General features: G+C 40.7%; 12 protein-coding genes. 10 read left to right on the top strand and 2 right to left on the bottom strand.

The window, feature by feature from the left end; all coding sequences use genetic code 11:
• Positions 1–4: 4 nt before the first annotated feature.
• The 10 genes from ACM0OR_RS05115 (at position 5) to ACM0OR_RS05070 (ending at position 14085) form a co-directional block, all read left to right on the top strand.
• The gene (locus ACM0OR_RS05115; protein ID WP_323268487.1) at positions 5–2236 is read left to right on the top strand and encodes a polysaccharide biosynthesis tyrosine autokinase; all 2232 of its coding nucleotides are present in this window, start codon (positions 5–7) and stop codon (positions 2234–2236) included.
• An 839-nt stretch (positions 2237–3075) separates the two neighbouring features.
• Positions 3076–3804, top strand: a complete 729-nt coding sequence (gene hepC, locus ACM0OR_RS05110; protein WP_414575273.1) for a heterocyst development glycosyltransferase HepC — start codon at positions 3076–3078, stop codon at positions 3802–3804.
• Between the two features lie 390 nt (positions 3805–4194).
• Positions 4195–6045, top strand: a complete 1851-nt coding sequence (gene hepA / locus ACM0OR_RS05105) for a heterocyst formation ABC transporter subunit HepA (RefSeq protein ID WP_414575271.1) — start codon at positions 4195–4197, stop codon at positions 6043–6045.
• A 67-nt stretch (positions 6046–6112) separates the two neighbouring features.
• Positions 6113–7141 carry a glycosyltransferase family 8 protein gene (locus ACM0OR_RS05100; RefSeq protein ID WP_414575270.1) on the top strand — a complete coding sequence of 343 codons (1029 nt, stop codon included), beginning with the start codon at positions 6113–6115 and terminating at the stop codon, positions 7139–7141.
• A gap of 251 nt (positions 7142–7392) precedes the next feature.
• A complete protein-coding gene (locus tag ACM0OR_RS05095; protein ID WP_414575269.1) occupies positions 7393–8361 on the top strand; it encodes a glycosyltransferase family 2 protein in 969 nt (322 codons plus the stop codon).
• 30 nt (positions 8362–8391) lie between these two features.
• Positions 8392–9456: a glycosyltransferase gene (locus tag ACM0OR_RS05090; protein WP_414575268.1), complete on the top strand. Its 1065-nt coding sequence runs from the start codon at positions 8392–8394 to the stop codon at positions 9454–9456.
• Between the two features lie 66 nt (positions 9457–9522).
• Positions 9523–10410 carry a glycosyltransferase family 2 protein gene (locus tag ACM0OR_RS05085; protein ID WP_414575267.1) on the top strand — a complete coding sequence of 296 codons (888 nt, stop codon included), beginning with the start codon at positions 9523–9525 and terminating at the stop codon, positions 10408–10410.
• 120 nt (positions 10411–10530) lie between these two features.
• Entirely contained in the window at positions 10531–11658 is a 1128-nt protein-coding gene (locus ACM0OR_RS05080) for a glycosyltransferase family 4 protein (protein WP_414575266.1), read from the top strand.
• Positions 11658–12578, top strand: coding sequence for a glycosyltransferase family 2 protein (locus ACM0OR_RS05075; protein WP_414575264.1), 921 nt, complete (start codon positions 11658–11660; stop codon positions 12576–12578). The genes ACM0OR_RS05080 and ACM0OR_RS05075 overlap by 1 nt, the downstream gene beginning before the upstream one ends.
• A gap of 43 nt (positions 12579–12621) precedes the next feature.
• Positions 12622–14085: an O-antigen ligase domain-containing protein gene (locus ACM0OR_RS05070; protein ID WP_414575262.1), complete on the top strand. Its 1464-nt coding sequence runs from the start codon at positions 12622–12624 to the stop codon at positions 14083–14085.
• 322 nt (positions 14086–14407) lie between these two features.
• Here the strand turns inward: ACM0OR_RS05070 and ACM0OR_RS05065 are convergent, their stop codons facing one another.
• A complete protein-coding gene (locus ACM0OR_RS05065) occupies positions 14408–15505 on the bottom strand; it encodes a glycosyltransferase (protein WP_414575261.1) in 1098 nt (365 codons plus the stop codon).
• A 168-nt stretch (positions 15506–15673) separates the two neighbouring features.
• A complete protein-coding gene (locus ACM0OR_RS05060) occupies positions 15674–17875 on the bottom strand; it encodes a hypothetical protein (protein ID WP_414575260.1) in 2202 nt (733 codons plus the stop codon).
• Positions 17876–18046 lie beyond the last annotated feature (171 nt).

The raw sequence follows: 18046 nt of genomic DNA, 5'->3' as shown, positions 1-18046 counted from the left end.
AAACGTGGTTCAAACTAGTCTCAGTACCAATATAGTCAATTCCGCTAATGACACAGAACCAAGTTATGGACAGATTATTGCTGTATTTATTCGCAGATTTCCTTGGTTCTTAGGAGCATTTGTCACCACCATTGCTCTAGCGGCTGTCATCACTTCTAGAACCAAGCCAACCTACAGAAGTAGTATGCAGCTATTGGTAGAACCAAACTATCAAGGTAAAAAAGATGGAACTAAAGCTGACAATCTATTTCTCGAACCTGATGTGCAGATAGATACTGCCACTCAACTTAACCTGATGCAAAGTTCAGGGTTGATTCAAAAAGCAGTTGATAAACTCAAATCTGAATATCCAGATATTAGCATTGCTGAGATTAAAAGTGCTTTAGCCTTAGAGCAACTCAGAGCTAAAGACGATAATGTGGCTACAAAAATTTTCCAAGTAGACTATACAGACGAAGACCCAGAAAAGACTCAAAAAGTATTAACTGCTATTCGTCAAGTGTATGTGCAATATAACAAAGAACAGCAGGATTTTCGCCTCAAAAAAGGGTTGCAAGTTGTTAGAGAACAGTTGAGTAAAGCCAGCGAAGAAGTTAATGCAGCTGAAACTAACTTACAAAGATTTCGCAGAAATCAAAACTTAATTGACCCAGAGGCACAAGCAAAAGCTCTAGAAGATAGTTTAAACAATATTGAGCAAGAACGTCGCACTACTCGTTCTCAGTATCAAGAGGCTGTGGCCAAGCAAAAATCTTTGGAAGAACAACTTAATCGTTCTCCTAGAAATGCTTTAGTAGCTTCTCGTCTGAGTCAGTCTACTCGCTACCAAGGCTTACTCAACGAAATTCAAAAAACTGAACTGTTGTTGGCTCAAGAACGCTTACGTTTTACAGATGAGACTCCTAGCGTGCAGAAGCTGAAAGAACAACTGCAAAGCCAAAAAGAATTATTGCAACAGGAAGTAGGCAGAACATTAGGTGTTAGGTCTGCTAGTGCTTTTAATTCTGGAGAACCGCTTCTAGAACAGGGACAGTTTGGTGACATTGACCTGAACCTTGCTAGTCAACTAGTAGATACCCAGACAACTATAGTTTCTTTAACTGCCCGTGACCAAACTTTGGCACAGAAAGAAAATCAGATACGTCTGGAAATTAGACGCTTTCCGCCTCTATTGGCTTATTACAATCGGATTAAACCACAGTTACAATTTAGCCGGGAAAGGTTAGAGCAGTTGTTGCGGGCAGAACAACAACTACGCCAAGAACTAGCCAAGGGTGGTTTTAACTGGGAAGTTGTAGAAGACCCCCAAGTAGGCATGAAGTTGGGGCCAAACCTGAAGCAAAATCTCTTGCTAGGTGCAGTAGTTGGACTAATGTTAGGAGGCATCGCTGCCTTTATTCGAGAAGCATCTGATGATTCTGTTCATACTACGGCTGAGTTAGAGAAACAGGCTGCTTTGCCTTTGTTGGGAACTACGCCTAAACTACCCCCTGCTAGAACCAGAGAATCTATCATTAAATTACCTTTTGGTAAGCCAGAAATACCTGCACCTTGGACTGTTGAGGTTTTACAATCTCCTCCCCGTTGGGAATCATTGGATCTGATTTACAAAAATATCGAACTTTTAAATTCTGTCACTAGCTTAAAGTCTTTGATGATTTCCTCCCCTATGATGGATGAGGGTAAATCAGGTTTTGCGTTGGGTTTAGCGATGAGTGCAGCGCGGTTACACAAACGGGTACTGCTAATTGATGCTAACTTACGCCATCCCAGTTTGCATGAACAGCTAAATCTGCCCAATGAGCAAGGACTTTCTACCCTATTGGCTAGTGAAATCACCTTACCTCATCAGATTGGCACTCATTCTCTTGGCTCAACCTATATCGATATTTTGACGGCTGGTCCTAAACCTGCTGACCCCGCAAATCTTTTGAGTTCACCCCGGATGATGGAATTGATGAACGCATTTGAGGAGAACTATGATTTGGTAATTATCGATGCGTCACCTGTTCTGGGTTTAGTAGATGCGATGCTTACCGCTTCTTCTTGTCGGAGTGTGGTGTTGGTAGCCAGTATGGGTAAGGTCACGCGCACTCAAATTGCTGAAGCTACAGCTATGTTGACTAGGTTAAACCTCATTGGGATTGTCGCTAATGGGGTAGCTAACTCTGGTAGTACGTATGTGCAGTATGCTAAGGAATATCGATTTGCACTGCAACAAGCGGTGGAGAAGTAGGGGAGTTACATCAGTTAACAGTTAACTGATGATGCCCATTCATAGTTTTGGTAGTGCGATCGCCTATTCATGGGTGCGATCGCACATATTTTTTGTTTGGGTATTGATATAAATCAAAACGAAATTACTAAAATACAGTCATATAATTTTTAGCATTCTATGTTAAAAAACATTCCCCAACTTGACTGTTTTATTTGTAATAATTAAACTTTTTTAGTGTTAAAAATAAATCCATTTTAACTACTCAATTATTAAGTATATTTATATCAGCTTTATATTTAGCTGAAAAAATACTATCTATTTAAAGAATAAATAAAGAATTAGCCTAGATATATAGTCATTTCTACAGAGTCTTATATCCTAGAAGTTGAAATTGATTTCAGGTGGCTCAAAGGCGATAGTGGAATAGCTTTCTTAGATTTATTAAACCAAGTAGATAGACCTAATTAAACACAATTACAAAGTTATGAAGGTCGTAATGGGGTAAATTCCCTCTACATCTCCCCAACATCCCTTATTTGTATGAGAGAAATCTAAATTTACCAGTGAACTTTCTAATTATGTTTACTACTAACATAAGTGGCTCGTTATCAAGTCATAACTGGTAGTTAGCAACTTGGGTGACTACCTATCTACTTAAAATCTAGGTTGTTTGTACATCTCAAACCCAGCAGAATTACTAAACTGAGATACTTACTGTTCATTTAATTTAAACCAGGATATTTTTACACGCAAGTATCTACAGCTTTGAGCAAAACACCAAATTACCATCGAAGTCTTTGGCATTGATAGCCTTTGATATTAGCTCAGTGATTTAATTTGTATAAATCCAAAGACATATGACAAGCACAATAGTTCCAACTTTTGATCATTACTATCCTGTAAACCCACAACAACAAGAGCCTCGTTCTTCACAATACACGCTTCAATGGCGGCGAGGTCAACTGTTGGTGAAGTCTTTGAGCAAATTACCACAGCCATATTTTCCCTCTCTCAATAATCAGCAATTATTAATAGAGTGTTTAAAACATTCACCAGTCGATTTGGTAAGTATAGATGCCAAACTTGGTAAAACTGTGTTAATTTTCTGGGCTGAGTCTTGTGAACAAGCTCATAAACCCATATTTCTCCGCATATCCTCTGGCTCTAAATTATTCAAACGAGGTAGTCAAGGTGCAATGTGGTTGCAATTAATAGACAGAGTAATTGCTGGCGTATTGCTGCTGTTGTTGAGTCCAATCATGGCAATATTAATGATGCTCATGCAAGTTTACTCACCAAAGTCATTATTTACTCGTGAGTGGCGTGTGGGAGAGAAAGGCAAATTATTTCGTGCCATCAAATTTTCCATCCCGACTCAGGAGAATAGCAAAGCTTTTGGGCTTTGGCTGCGTAAATCTGGTTTAGAACATCTACCAAAATTGTGGAATGTACTGCGGGGTGAAATGAGTTTGATAGGAACTCGTTGTTGGACTTTGGAAGAGGCCATAACTTTAACAGTAATTACCAAGTCATGGGAAATGGAGACAGAATCCCAGATATTACAATTAGATAGCCAAACTCTTTAAAAGTTATCAGTTGCATTCAGTAAGTCGGCGCAAATCGAGCGAAATATGTTCAGTAATGTAACATCATTGTAATCGATTTCGTAGTAAGGACTTTAGTCCTTACTACAGAACTTGAATTATTTACAAAGACTTACTTATCTCAGTGAATAACTCGGTCATTTTTGTGTTTATCGTCTGATACTTTATCGCATCTTTAAATATACAAGTTTTCTTGAGAATACGTCTAGTAATTGGTAAATCTTACTGTTGCAATTAATTACGGCAGAAATTAGTTAACTAGTACAGGCTGTACATATAGCGTTTCCTACATCAGTTAGGTGAAAGCAGACAAATTTGGGTATCAGCAGACAAAGAAACGCTATATAGCAAAATTATTTTTAGAAAATACTCATGATTTTGAAAATACCTAAACCACTCGGAAATCTATTTAAGGCTACTAGCTTGTGGAAAGATAATTATTTAATTTTGCAAGAGTTAAAAAAGTTTCGCAAAATAGCAATTTTAGCCGTGATATTTTCTGTGCTAGCGGCGGCATTTGAAGGTGTGAGTATCGGATTTTTACTTTCATTTTTACAAAGTTTAACTAGCCCTGATACTCCACCAGTCAAGACTGGTATAGAATGGTTTGATATTTTAGTATTGGGTGCTAAAGAAGCGCAAATTAATCGCTTATATCGGATATCCTTCCTGATTTTATTCAGCACTTGGTTACGAGCAGCCTTTAATTATTTTAGCCAAGTATATACAGAATTAGCACAATTACATCTTGGCGATCGCCTGCGAAAGAGTATTTTTGAGCAACTGCAAGCTATGCAGTTGAGTTACTTTGCTAAAACTCGCTCTGGTGAACTAGTTAACACCATTACCACAGAAATTGAAAGAGTCAAGCAAGCTTTTGGCGGTTCAGCATTTTTATTCACTAGGGGATTGACAGTCATTGTTTATTTAATCTCAATGTTTGTCATGTCCTGGCAGTTAACAATACTTTCGATTTTGTTATTTTCATTGTTAGCAGTTGGCTTATCTAATTTGAATGCCAGAGTCAGAGAAAGCAGTTTTGGTTTGTCGGTAGCCAATGGTAATTTTACATCTTCAGCAGTAGAGTTTATTAATGGTATTCGTACAGTCCATGCCTTTGGCACACAAGATTTTGAGCGCGATCGCTACAACAAAGCCAGCAACCAAGTCCTCAGTTCTGCAACTAAAGTTATCGTCACCTGGACACTAGTTAGACCAATAGCTGAAGCTATAGCTACCACTGTTTTAGTCGTGATGATTATCCTAGCTTTTACTATGTTTGTAGCTCAAGGTAAGCTGCAAATTTCATCTCTATTAACCTTTTTCTTTGTATTGTTCCGGCTTGTGCCTTTTATTCAAGACATTAATGGTACTAGAGCATTTTTAAGCAGTTTACAAGGTTCTGCTGATACTATTCAAAGCCTCTTGAGAACTGATGATAAGCCTTACTTTAAAAATGGCAAAATCAAATTTCATTCCTTAAAGCGATCAATAGATTTAGTATCTGTAGATTTTGGTTATAGTGCCGATAATTTCATATTGCATAACGTTACTCTGAGTATTGAAAAGGGTAAAACTACAGCTTTAGTTGGTTCGTCTGGTGCTGGTAAAACAACATTAGCTGATTTGATTCCTCGCTTTCATGATGCGACCGAAGGTTATATTTATTTAGATGATATTGATATCAAGAAATTTGATATTAATTCCCTCCGGCGCAAAATAGCTGTTGTCAGCCAAGACACATTTATTTTTAACAATTCTGTTTGGAATAATATCAGCTATGGTTCACCAGAAGCTACTCCAGAGCAAATTAAAGAAGCAGCAAGCCTAGCTAACGCCTTAGAATTTATTTTAGAAATGCCCGAAGGATTTGACACCCAACTAGGAGATAGAGGTGTGCGCTTATCTGGAGGACAAAGACAAAGATTAGCAATTGCGCGGGCTTTATTACGTAACCCAGAAATTTTGATTTTAGATGAAGCCACAAGTGCCTTAGATTCTGTTTCTGAACGCTTAATTCAAGAGTCTTTAGAAAAGCTATCTGTGGGTAAAACAGTAATTGCGATCGCTCACCGATTATCCACTATTGCCAAGGCAGATAAAGTAGTCGTCCTAGAACAAGGACGCATCATAGAACAAGGTGGCTACCAAGAATTATTGGAAATCAAAGGTAAGCTGTGGAAATATCATCAAATGCAACATGAATCAGGTCATTTAGGCTAATTATGAACCACAATCGACTAGATTTTTTCTGAAATGTCCCTCTCAAGTAAGTACCATAAATAACCCAATGACTTTTGTAACTCCTGAATTAGATCACAATCCCTTAGTTGTAGTGTGTGGGGCAGATAACAACTACGCCATGCCCCTGGCTGTAACACTCTACTCTGCGCTGGTAAATCTAGAAAAGGGGTGTACACTCTACCTTTACATCATTGACGGCGGTATTACTGACCAGAGTAAGCAACGCATTCAGCGAGTGCTTAACGTTGAACACATTGATTTACACCTTCAGTGGATTTCTCCCAGTAATTTGACATCACTGAGTCATATCAAAACACCTGATTGGGTATCAGTCGCTACCTATCTGAGATTACTAATTCCCGATATCCTACCAGAGATATTTAAAAAAGCTATTTACTTAGATAGTGATTTATTGGTCAAGGGAAACCTAAAAAACTTGTGGAATCAGGAAATAGCTAACTATGCTTTACTTGCTTGTACTGATCTTGTGATTCCATGTGTATCTTCAAGCTTAGGCATTATTAATTACAAAGAATTAGGGCTAACGCCTGATACACCTTATTTCAACGCTGGAGTCTTGGTAATGAATTTACCAAAATGGAGAGAGGAAGAGATTAGTGAAAAAGTATGGCACTACTTCAGCGAAAATGCAGACTACGTGAGGATGGGAGATCAAGAGGGACTAAACGCCGTTCTTGCTAATAAATGGGGAAAGCTTAATCCTAAGTGGAATGTTATATCACATATTCTGTGTTATGAAAGCTGGAAAGACTCACCCTTTAAGGAAGAGATTCGTCATATCAAAGATGAACTCATCCACAAACCTGATATCGTTCATTTTGCTGGTGTAGCTAAACCTTGGAAAATAGGATGTGACCATCCAGCACAGTTGCAGTGGATTCATCATCTCCAAGCCAGTGGATGGTTTCAAACTACAGAAAGTATTGTCTGGTTTACCAAATGGTTTCTGCGATATTACTCTTGGCAACTGAAGGTCTTAATTAGGAAATTGATATTTGCCCTAGGACTAGGAAAATTCTGGGAATCATTAAGGGCTTATGTACTACAGACTTAATTTGTTTGGTTCATCTCTTAAGAAATACAGGTGATAGGTGACAGGGTAGAGGGTAAGAGTGTTTCTTTCATTTTTTGCTAGTCGGTGGCTGATATTTTGCACGATTCTTAATAATCGTCAGGTGGGCAATACCAACGAGGTAGAAATAAGGGCTTTAGCTAATTTTCAGCATTGCCCACCTGACAAAATTTACTACTCAGCACTGTTTTTTAGAAGTTATTCAGCTATTACATCTCTCGGAAGAAATTATTATGAAAGTCTCCGTTATTATTTCTAACTATAACTACGCTCGCTATCTCTCTAGAGCAATCAACTCTGTTCTATCTCAAACCTATTCAGATATTGAGCTAGTGATAGTAGATGATGGTTCTTCAGACGATAGTCGTGATGTCATCACCAAAATTCAAGCACAAGCTCCAGATAAAATCAAAGCTATCTTCCAAGCGAATCAAGGACAAGGAGGTGCTTTTAATGCTGGTTTTGAGGCTGCTAGTGGAGAGATTATTGCCTTTTTAGATGCCGATGATGTTTGGCAACCTCATAAAATTCAACGGATTGTTGAGGTGTTTAATACATCGGATGTAGTTGGTGTGATGCACCATTTGGAGATAATTGATGGCGATGACAATACAATCAATAATGCTTCTACCCAAGGGGCAAAACTGAGTGAGGATTTAGCTTCAGTCATATTAAGTACAGGAAATGCTTGGTGTTTTCCTCCTACATCTGGACTAGCCTATCGCCGTGAAGCGTTACAAAAAGTTTTTCCTATCGACCCTGTTAAATGGCGGATTTGGGCAGATGGTTGCATTATTTACTGCACAGCTTTCTTAGGCAAGATTAAAACATTACATGAAAATTTAGGGAGTTATCGCATACATGGTGCAAACAATCACATCACCAAAGGTGCTGTAACTAATGAACAAGAAGCCAAATCCCAGGTAGGGATTGAGATGACCAACCAATATATTAACGACTTTTTAGTACGTATTAGTTATCCCGGAAGAGTTGACTTATCTCGCAACCTCCAGTATCGACGCACCAAGTATTATCAGCAATCTAAATGGGATAGTAACGAGGTGTGGTCAATCTCACGGTTGATATTAGGTTGGCCTTTTTACACCGGACAAGAGCGAGTATATTACCTAGCTCGGTTTTTATTTAAAAGTGCAAAGTTTTTGGCTCGTCCAACTGTTCATACGGAAAGCACAACAATTTAGTAGTAAGTCTGATTATTAGTGATGAAGATTATGAGTCAAGCAAATCCTTATCGTCCAACAATCGCACCACTTGCAGAAGGAGTTACACGCCCACTCTGGTCTGTGATGATTCCTACTTACAATTGTGCAGAATATCTGCGTGAAACTTTAGCTAGCGTGTTGGCTCAAGATCCAGGCTCTGATGTTATGCAAATTGCAGTGGTTGATAATTGCTCCACAGAAGATGATCCAGCCGCAGTCGTTGCGGAACTGGGTAAGGGTCGCGTTGAGTTTTATCGACAACCACAAAATGTTGGTCTAATTAACAACTCTCATACCTGTTTTGAATTAGCACGCGGTCATTTGATTCATCTTCTCCATAGTGATGATTGTGTGTGTGATGGTTTTTACCAAAAGCTGGAGGGAGTTTTTAGCGAAAATCCACAAATTGGTGCTGCTTTTTGCCGCAGTATTTATATTGATGAGCATAGCAATTGGCAAGGATTTTCTACTTTAGAACTGCCAGAAAGTGGTGTATTACCTAATAATTGGGTGGAGCGAATTGCCGAGCTTTGCTGTATTTCAGTACCATCAGTTGCAGTAGTCCGCCGTGAAGTGTATGAACAACTAGGGGGATTTGACAAACGCTGTGGCTTGAGTGGTGATTGGGAGATGTGGGTGAGAATTTTTCATAACTACCCGATGTGGTTTGAAGTTCAACCTTTAGCTATGTGGCGTAGACACTTTTTGTCTGCTACGCGAGTTAATGCTAAAAGTAAACGCTTCATTCAAGAAACCTTTGATACTGTAGAAACGATTTTTACATCTTATTTACCCAAAGCTATCAATGGCAAAATTCACAAAAAAGCCAAGCTCAATTGTGCATTTTTATCTTTAGATTTAGCGAAAGCCTTGTTAGTTAAAAATGAAATGTCTGAAGCGATCGCGCAAATTCAAACAGCACTCAAGTATAGTTTTTCCTTCCCAGTGATGAGAGCGGTGGCTAGAATCATCGTTTGGGACGGGACGCGATCGCTATTAAAAAGATTAACTGGTACTCCAAGACATAAAACAAAAGCTACTTCCGAAGCTTTCAGCTATCTGAAATCGTCTTAGAGAAACACTTATAAGATTTACGTAATAGTTCTAGTAATTTAACTTAGCCACAAAGGTCACTAAACAATGCGAGTATCTGTTTGCATCACAACGAGAAATCGCCCTCAATACTTGGAAAATTGCCTGCGATCGCTATGGGATTCTGATACTAAGCCTCACTCAATAGTTGTATCAGATGATTCACCTGATCTAGAAGTACAAGAGCGCAATTATCAGATTGTTCAACAATATCCTCACATCACCTATCTGACCGGCCCCCGAATTGGTGTTTGTGCTAACCGTAACAATGCTGTAAATGCCATCCTTAGCTCTGAAACTGACTTCGTAGCTTTTATTGATGATGATATTTGTGTAGAACCAGACTTTATTACGCGTGCGATCGCGCAATACACAGAAATATCTCCAGAACAGAGAAATTCTACCATCCTGTCGGGCATCAGTCACAGTCCTGAAGGATGTGTAATGGCTTCTGGCAAGTTGTCTTTTCGAGGCTATTTCTGTGCTAGTGATATTCCCGAAACTGTAGCAATTCATGCCACTATTTTCCCTCGTCAGTTTTTTGACCAAGAACAGTGGGATGAAAATATCTTTTTTGGCTACGAAGATGCAGAATTATGTTTACGGGCTTTGAAGCGGGAATACAAGATTTTACACTGCCCAGAATTACGAGTGCTGAATACTGGGGACAACGGTAAAAGTTCTTTGATGGTGTCGGACATCGGCACTTTAACTTACTACGAAATTTCTATAGAAGCAGCTAGGCTCTACGTCGGCATTAAACGCTATAAAAATTTATTTCCTAATTTGTTAAAACTAGCGGTTTTTTGTTTTGTATATTTCCTGCATATGACCGTATATCTATGGAGACGTAGCTCACTGCAAGCGTGGCCTGAAATTATCCGTCGTTCCCATGTTCAAAGGTTATGGCAGTCGTCTCAATTGAAGTGGGGATGAGGGAGCAGGGGGGCAGGGAGCAGGGGAGGGAGATTTTACCCCAGTCCCCAGTCTCTAGTTATTTAATTTTGACTTGATTTGTCCCCAATCTCCAGTCCTTTTATAACAGGATAGTTAATTGTGAAACTATGTATTGTTACGCACAATGTAATTAAAGGTGATGGTCAGGGACGGGTCAACTATGAGATTGCCTTAGAAGCAATTCGTCGTGGTCATCACGTTACTTTATTAGCTAGTCAGGTAGCTTTAGAACTAGAGCAGAGTCACCAAATTAATTGGGTTGCTATTCCGGTGAAAGGATTGCCAACGGAATTACTCCGCAATATCATTTTTGCTATTTTTAGTACAAATTGGTTGCGTAAACATCGCGCTGAGATTGATTTGGTGAAAATTAATGGTGCAATTACCCATGCTCCTGGTGATGTAAATGCGGCGCATTTTGTCCATAGTTCTTGGTTAAAATTCTCCTCTAGTAAGGCTGCACCAAAGTCACGCCGAGTTTTATATAACTTTTACCAGTGGTTGTATACAGCTTTAAACGCACGTTGGGAAAAAAAGGCTTTTCGTCAGGCGCGGGTTGTAGTGGCGGTTTCTAATAAAGTGGCAAAGGATTTGCAAGCTATTGGCGTATCACCGCAGAGTATTCAGGTGATTGTCAATGGTGTGGATTTGCAGGAATTTTCACCAGGAAATAGCGATCGCCTGCAATGGGGTTTACCTGAAGGAGTCCCCCTAGCACTGTTTGCAGGTGATATTCGACTCTCTCGCAAGAATTTAGATACAGTCCTCAAAGCCTTAGTACAAGTTCCTGATTTACATCTAGCGGTAGCTGGAATTACGGAAGGTAGCCCATATCTTCAGTTAGCGGAATCTTTGGGATTAAAAGAGCGAGTGCATTTTCTAGGACTGCGCCGTGATATTCCCGACCTGATGAAAGCAGTAGATTTCGTCGTTTTTCCTTCTCGATATGAGCCTTTTGGCTTGGTAGTGATTGAAGCGATGGCTTCCGGTTTACCTGTGATTACCGCTAGTAGTACAGGTGCAGCCGATTTAGTAAAACCTGAAGCTGGGATAGTTTTGGCAGACTCAGATGATGTGGAAGGTTTAGCCAAAGCTATGTTTTCTTTGTCGAGCGATCGCCATTTAAGACAAACAATGGGTGAATCGGCTAGAGCGATCGCCACACAACATAGTTGGACAAGAATGGCACAGTGCTATGTGGATTTATTTGAGGAGTTAAAGAACTGATGAAAATCACAGTAATCGTTCCCACTTACCGCCGTACCCAAGACCTAGCACGCTGTTTTGCAGCACTACAAAAGCAAGCGCGACCAGTTGATGAGGTAGTAATAGTAGTCCGTGATTCCGACTATGAAACTTGGCAGTTCCTCACCAGCTTTGACCCGCAACTTTTGCCATTACGCGCTACCACAGTCAGCATTCCCGGCGTAGTTGCAGCAATGAATGCAGGTCTGGATGTTGCCCAAGGAGACATTATTGCCTTTACCGATGATGATGCTGCTCCCCACAGTAATTGGTTAGCACATATTGAATCCCATTTTCTCGCAGACGATCGCATCGCCGGAGTGGGTGGACGCGATTGGGTATATCATGGCAAAAACTTAGAAGATGGAGTTTGCCCAGTCGTTGGTCAAGTGCATTGGTTTGGGCGCATCATTGGTAATCACCATATAGGTATAGGTGCGCCGCGTGAGGTGGATGTCCTCAAGGGAGTCAACATGAGCTTTCGTCGCGCCGCTATTCAACAATTGCATTTTGATCGGCGGATGTTGGGTACAGGCGCACAGGTTCACTTTGAGGTAGCTTTTTGTCTCTCCCTCAAGCGGGCTGGTTGGAAACTCATCTACGATCCTCAGGTGGGAGTCAATCATTATCCAGCGCAACGATTTGACGAAGATCAACGCCACCAATTCAATCCCATTGCTGTAGTTAATGCTGTACACAACGAAACCTTAGCATTGCTAGAACACTTGTCACCCTCTCAAAAATTAGTATTTTTGTTCTGGGCAACATTCGTAGGCACAAGAGACGCTATGGGTTTTATTCAATGGTTACGCTTTCTCCCCAGTGAAGGCCTGTTAGCAGGACAAAAATTACTAGCCTCTTGGCGCGGTCGTTGGCAAGGTTGGCAGACTTGGCAAGGGTGAGAAGACAGAGAGTAGGGGGCAGGGAGACTGTAACTAATGTCCAATGCCCAATTACGAATTACGAATTATTTGGAGATTTTCAGTGGTTCAGATACATACGCTTCCCAATAGTCCGCCGAAACAAAACTTGAGTTTTGGAAAGCAACCGCCGTTAGCTTGGGCGGCTATACTATTCCTCGTGCTGTTTTCAGCAGTGTGCATTTTCGGAGGTGCGGCTGGCATTCTGCGGACAGCTTATGTGATTATTTCCTTCGCTATTGGTATTTTCCTATATGTGCGATACCCCTTACTTTACACAGGTTTTACCTGGTGGATTTGGTTTGTAACGCCGTTTGTGACTCGTTTAGTTGATTATAAGAGTGGTTGGGACCCTACGCGTTTTATGCTAGTGTCGCAATACTTGGTGACATTATTAACATTACATACTTTTTTAAAAGAACTGCCGAAGTCGCTACGCCAAGGCAGTTTACCCTTTGTTTTAGCATTCCTAGGGGTATTTTATGGCTTTCTCGTAGGCATAATTAAAACATCACCCTTTACTGCGGCGCGGGGACTTCTAGATTGGTTAACTCCTATTACTTTTGGTTTTTACCTATTTATCCACTGGCGAGATTATCCCCTCTACCGTCGTACCATTGAGCGTACTTTCCTCTGGGGAGTTTTGGTGACAGGAATCTATGGAATTTACCAGTTTTTAGTTGCTCCTGAGTGGGATGTATTCTGGCTAGTAAATACAAAATTGACTAGCATGGGTGATCCTGAACCGTTGAAACTACGCATCTGGAGTACGATGGCTTCCCCTGCACCCTATGCAGCTATGATGATGGCCGGGTCACTATTATTATTTAGTAATAAAACATTTCTTCGGATTCCGGCTTCTGCGATCGCTTACTTGGCTTTCTTGCTCACAACAGTCCGGACATTATGGGGCGGATGGTTTATAGCATTTATTACTTTTATCACTTCATTAAAGGCACACCTGCAAATGCGCCTGTTTATCACTATTTTGCTCATGGCAATTTGTATAATTCCACTAACGCAAATAGAACAATTCTCTGAGACGATCTCTGATCGGTTTGAAACGTTTTCTCAGTTGGAGAAAGATGACAGTGCTAAAGTAAGACAAAAAATATATGAAGATGGTCTTAATAGTGCTTTAACTAATGGTTTAGGTAATGGTGTAGGTAATACTTTTATTGTTAATGAAAAAGGCATCTTAGAACCGATTGTAATTGACAGTGGCATTCTGGATATGTTTTTTACATTAGGTTGGTTTGGAGGTGTCTTTTATTTAGTAGCAATATTTATGGCGTTTGCAAAATCGTTCCAATATTCTGAATATCGTTTTGATACTTTTATGGCTGCTTCTAGAGCTATTAGCCTCGGTATGTTGTCAACACTATTAGGCAATAGTGGGATGTTGGGAATGCCTGGTATGGTGCTTTGGGGTTTTATAGCTCTGGCTATGGCAGGGCATAAATATCATGTACGTTCACGAATCGATTAGGGACTGGGGACGAATGAAAAAGCAGGGGAGCAGGGAGCAAGGGAGCGGGGAAAAAATCACCTGCCTCTTATCAAGTGTGTAGTAGTCTATCAAGTTAGTTTTGAGGGTTCGTAGTAAGGACTTTAGTCCTGATTTTTCTAAGGACTAAAGTCCTTACTACGAACTTGCTTATGCCTCAATTCACATTTGATGACCTAGTAGAGACGTAGCAATCCTATGTCTCTCTACAACATTATTTTTCACCAGATATCTAGTATAGTTAATTGCTTTTTCAAGACGCGATAAATCGCGTCTCTACATGAGGGTTTTGTGCCTCGATTTTTTAGATTTTGGATGGCATCTCAATATATGTTGCTGAGTTCTTGGCAATCAACTCGCCATATACTACTAAAGTTTCTTGATTCACACGCCCAACGGTCAGCCATTCTAGATTTTGTTGTGCTTGCTTCTTCCACTGGTACAGTCTATGAGGATTCCTGAGTAAATCCGCTAAAGCTTTTGCTAGAGCCTGACTATCTTTAGGTGGAACTAGGATACCTGCCTGTCCACCATCTAAGGCTTCAGGAATACCGTCTACGTTAGTGGCAACAATAGCACAACCGGCTTCTCTAGCTTCTGGGATTACCAGTGGGGAGGGGTCACGGTGGGAGGCGAGAACAAAGATATCAGCTGCTAAGAGGTAACGTTGCGGCTCTGGCTGAAAACCTTCAAAATGGATGCGACTACTAAAACCTGTTTTTTGGGCTTTGTCTGCAAAAGTTTCTCTGTCTGGGCCATTGCCTACCAAATAGAGATGTGTTTGGGGAAATTCTGCGGCGATTTGTACGAAAGCATCAATTAACTCACTAATGCCTTTGCGTTGATACATCCCGGCTACTGTAGCGATCGCTGGCTGTTGTAATTCTACAGGCTGGTACTCTTGAATGTTACGGGTGCGGACGCTACCTAATGTCCCATTAGATATCACCCGTAATTTATGCTCTGGAATCCCCCGCCGTGCCATTGATTTAGCAACCGCCTTGCTGACAGCAATTACCCGATCGGCTATTCCCATCAGTACCGCACTGCTTTGGAATTCGTTGTGTACTGTGGCAACTAAGCCATAACTATCAGCAGCTTTGAGAAATCTCCCTAATACAACCCCTGTCATCATATGAGCATGGACAATATCCGGCTGAAATTCTTTGATAATGGCTCGATAACGTCTAACCGCATTAATTAAATTGATTGGTGTCCTCGTTTGATCTAATTGAAAGTGCTGGACACCATAATTTGCTAATAATATTTCATATTCTCCGCCAGCAGATGCAACAGCCACTTCATGACCGTTTTTTGCTTGCAGACAAGCTAAGTCTACAGCTACATTGACGATGCCGTTACCAATTTCTCGGACGTGGTTCAAAATATGTAGTACACGCATTTACTTGCCAGTGTTTAGTTACAGTTTGAATGAGTAAAGAGTGCTGAGTGATGAGTAAGGAGTGATGAGTAAGGAGTGATGAGTAAGGAGTTTTTCTCCTCTACTCCCCCTGCTTCCCCTGCTTCCCCTGCTTTTCCTGCTCCCCCCACACCCCTACACCCTCACTCTTCACCCCGGTAGGCGATACATCATCACTTTGCCTTTGGCATTTTCTTCTACAAATACTAGATACTCACCATTTGAGCGTTGAAAAGCGCGGATGCCGTAGGGTATATCTACCCAGCCACTTTCTCCGTTGACTTCTGGGCCTGGTTTTAATATTTGTAGTTGTTTTCCTGTGGTGGCGTTATAGGCGTAAACCTCCGCCATTTTACTAGCTACTGCAAAAACTCTATCTCCCGCTACATCCATTGATTTAATATGCAGTTTGGGGTTAGTTTTGGTTTCATAAGGCAAAGCTATCCGCCAACGTAGATTTTTTTTCTTACTCCAGTTGTCGTAGCGCACTATCTCTGTACCAACTAACCCCCAATCACCATCTAAGTTGGGGCGATCGCTTGTATACCCTCCCAGATACATAACATCCTGTTTGGGAATATACTTAATCCTAGTTAGGGTTTTGAAAGGTGCTGGCATGGGTATTCTTGCCCCAGTACCTTGACCATAAATCGGACAACCATGAGTGTCTAATTTCTGATAAGGATAATGTTTGATGTAGCCAGCTTCGGCTGCTTGCCAAATATCACCTTTGCTGTCAATTTCCCAACCCCAGACAGAAGCATCTTCTTCACCTAGAGTTTTGTATTCATTGCTTTGAATTGAACCATCACCATTGACATCTCGCCATAACCAACTACCGTTTTTGGGTTGATTAGCTGGCCAGTTGAGATGGTTCTTGCCAAATATCCCGCAAGGAACGGCAATTTCACCATCAAAACGGTAAATTAATAGACGTTCTGCCATCATTTCTGAGGAGAGATAAAGTAACCTTTTTCCTCCTAGGCGGCGGACGAAGGCGGCTGTAGGTGTGGTATGTAGTCTGCCATCATCGGGATAGCGGAATTTATCTAGGGTATATGCTTTATATGTCCATTCTTTGCCGTTATTTTTGCTGTAGTCCATGACGAAGTGTTCATTTTTAGTAAACACATCTTTACCATCACTATCAGGATCGGTATCGGCATTATCTACGAATTGCAAACCCAGTAAACGCCACTGGAGTTTTCCTGATGGCGAGAACATCCTTAAATCTGCACCAGTGCTATTGAAACCATGATTGCTAATGTAGATATTGCCTGCTGTATCTGTACCAACTCCGGTAATGCCGTACAGTTTTGAATCTTTGGCTTCACCCCGAATCCCGCTATAAATGCCGCCTTTGTCGCCAAAAGTGCCAATCTGCGCTGGCTTTTTGGCAATGTTGTAAATTAATACTTGCTGACGCTGGTTATTTTCTGCAACTAACAGTTTATCTTGTGGAGTTACTGCGATCGCAGTTGGCTGCACTACATCGGTAATCTGTTGCGGTAATTGCTTGCCTTGGGGGGTATAACGAACAATCTTGGCAGCAGTTTTATTATTTTTATTGTGAACAACCCAGAGATTATTTTGCCGATCAATGGCGATCGCACCTGGATTAGTCACGCTAAAACTGCGTAGTTCCTGCATGGTGTCGCTGTTGTAAACCCGGATGCTATCAGTAGCAACATCACTGACATATAACTCATTACCGATAGTTGCCAATCCAGTGACTTCATTTTTTGTATTGATAATGAGCATACTCTTATCCCAACCACGCCCCCCAGCAAATGGGGCTGGTTTGCCAGATAAGGTATAGCGTCTGACACAGTACCAAGTCGTTCCCTTGGGGGGATAATCATCCTCTGGTTTCCCTTCAGGTGATTGCTGCATACCTACATAGAGGTATTGTTTATTGGCTGTAATTGCTATTCCTCCCAGCCTTCCCCAGCCATGTAAGTCATCAACTTTACCGATGACATCACCATTCTTATAAATACCTACTTCCCTACCAGCTTCATCCCAATGACTGTTGATATAAACTGTGCCATCTGGGGCAACATACATCCCAGCCATTTGAATCTGTACCCACTTTTTACCACTAAAAGTATTACCGAGCCAAGATGTTTTGTAAGCTGGTTTTGCTGATACCTGATAAGTAGTGGCTGGTACTGTATTTAAAGTCCCAGATATGGGATTGCCTATGGGAGCAACAATCACTGCCATAGCTAAGACTAGTATAAAAAGATATGTTTTTAAACCACGAAAATTTCTATTACGAGAGAGTTTATTGATATATTGACTACAATTTTGATACAAGTTACTCAACTGTGTTCCTAATCTTTTTTCCATAGTTAGGTTGATTTTTTAATTAGTTTTAATTCATCAATATCCACAGTTCAAATAGATTAGCAATTTTTTATTGATTTGAACCTGATAAATCCTATTTCTGGTAGAACACGTACATAAGCTAACAGATGATTAATAGGTTTTTATTATATTCACTAGATTTTTATCAAAAAC

This window comes from Anabaena sp. CCY 9402-a, from assembly GCF_963920945.1.
Classification (GTDB): Bacteria; Cyanobacteriota; Cyanobacteriia; order Cyanobacteriales; family Nostocaceae; genus Trichormus; species Trichormus minutissimus.
Note: the sequence above shows the minus strand (reverse complement) of the source record. Positions and strands in the feature narration are given on the sequence as shown.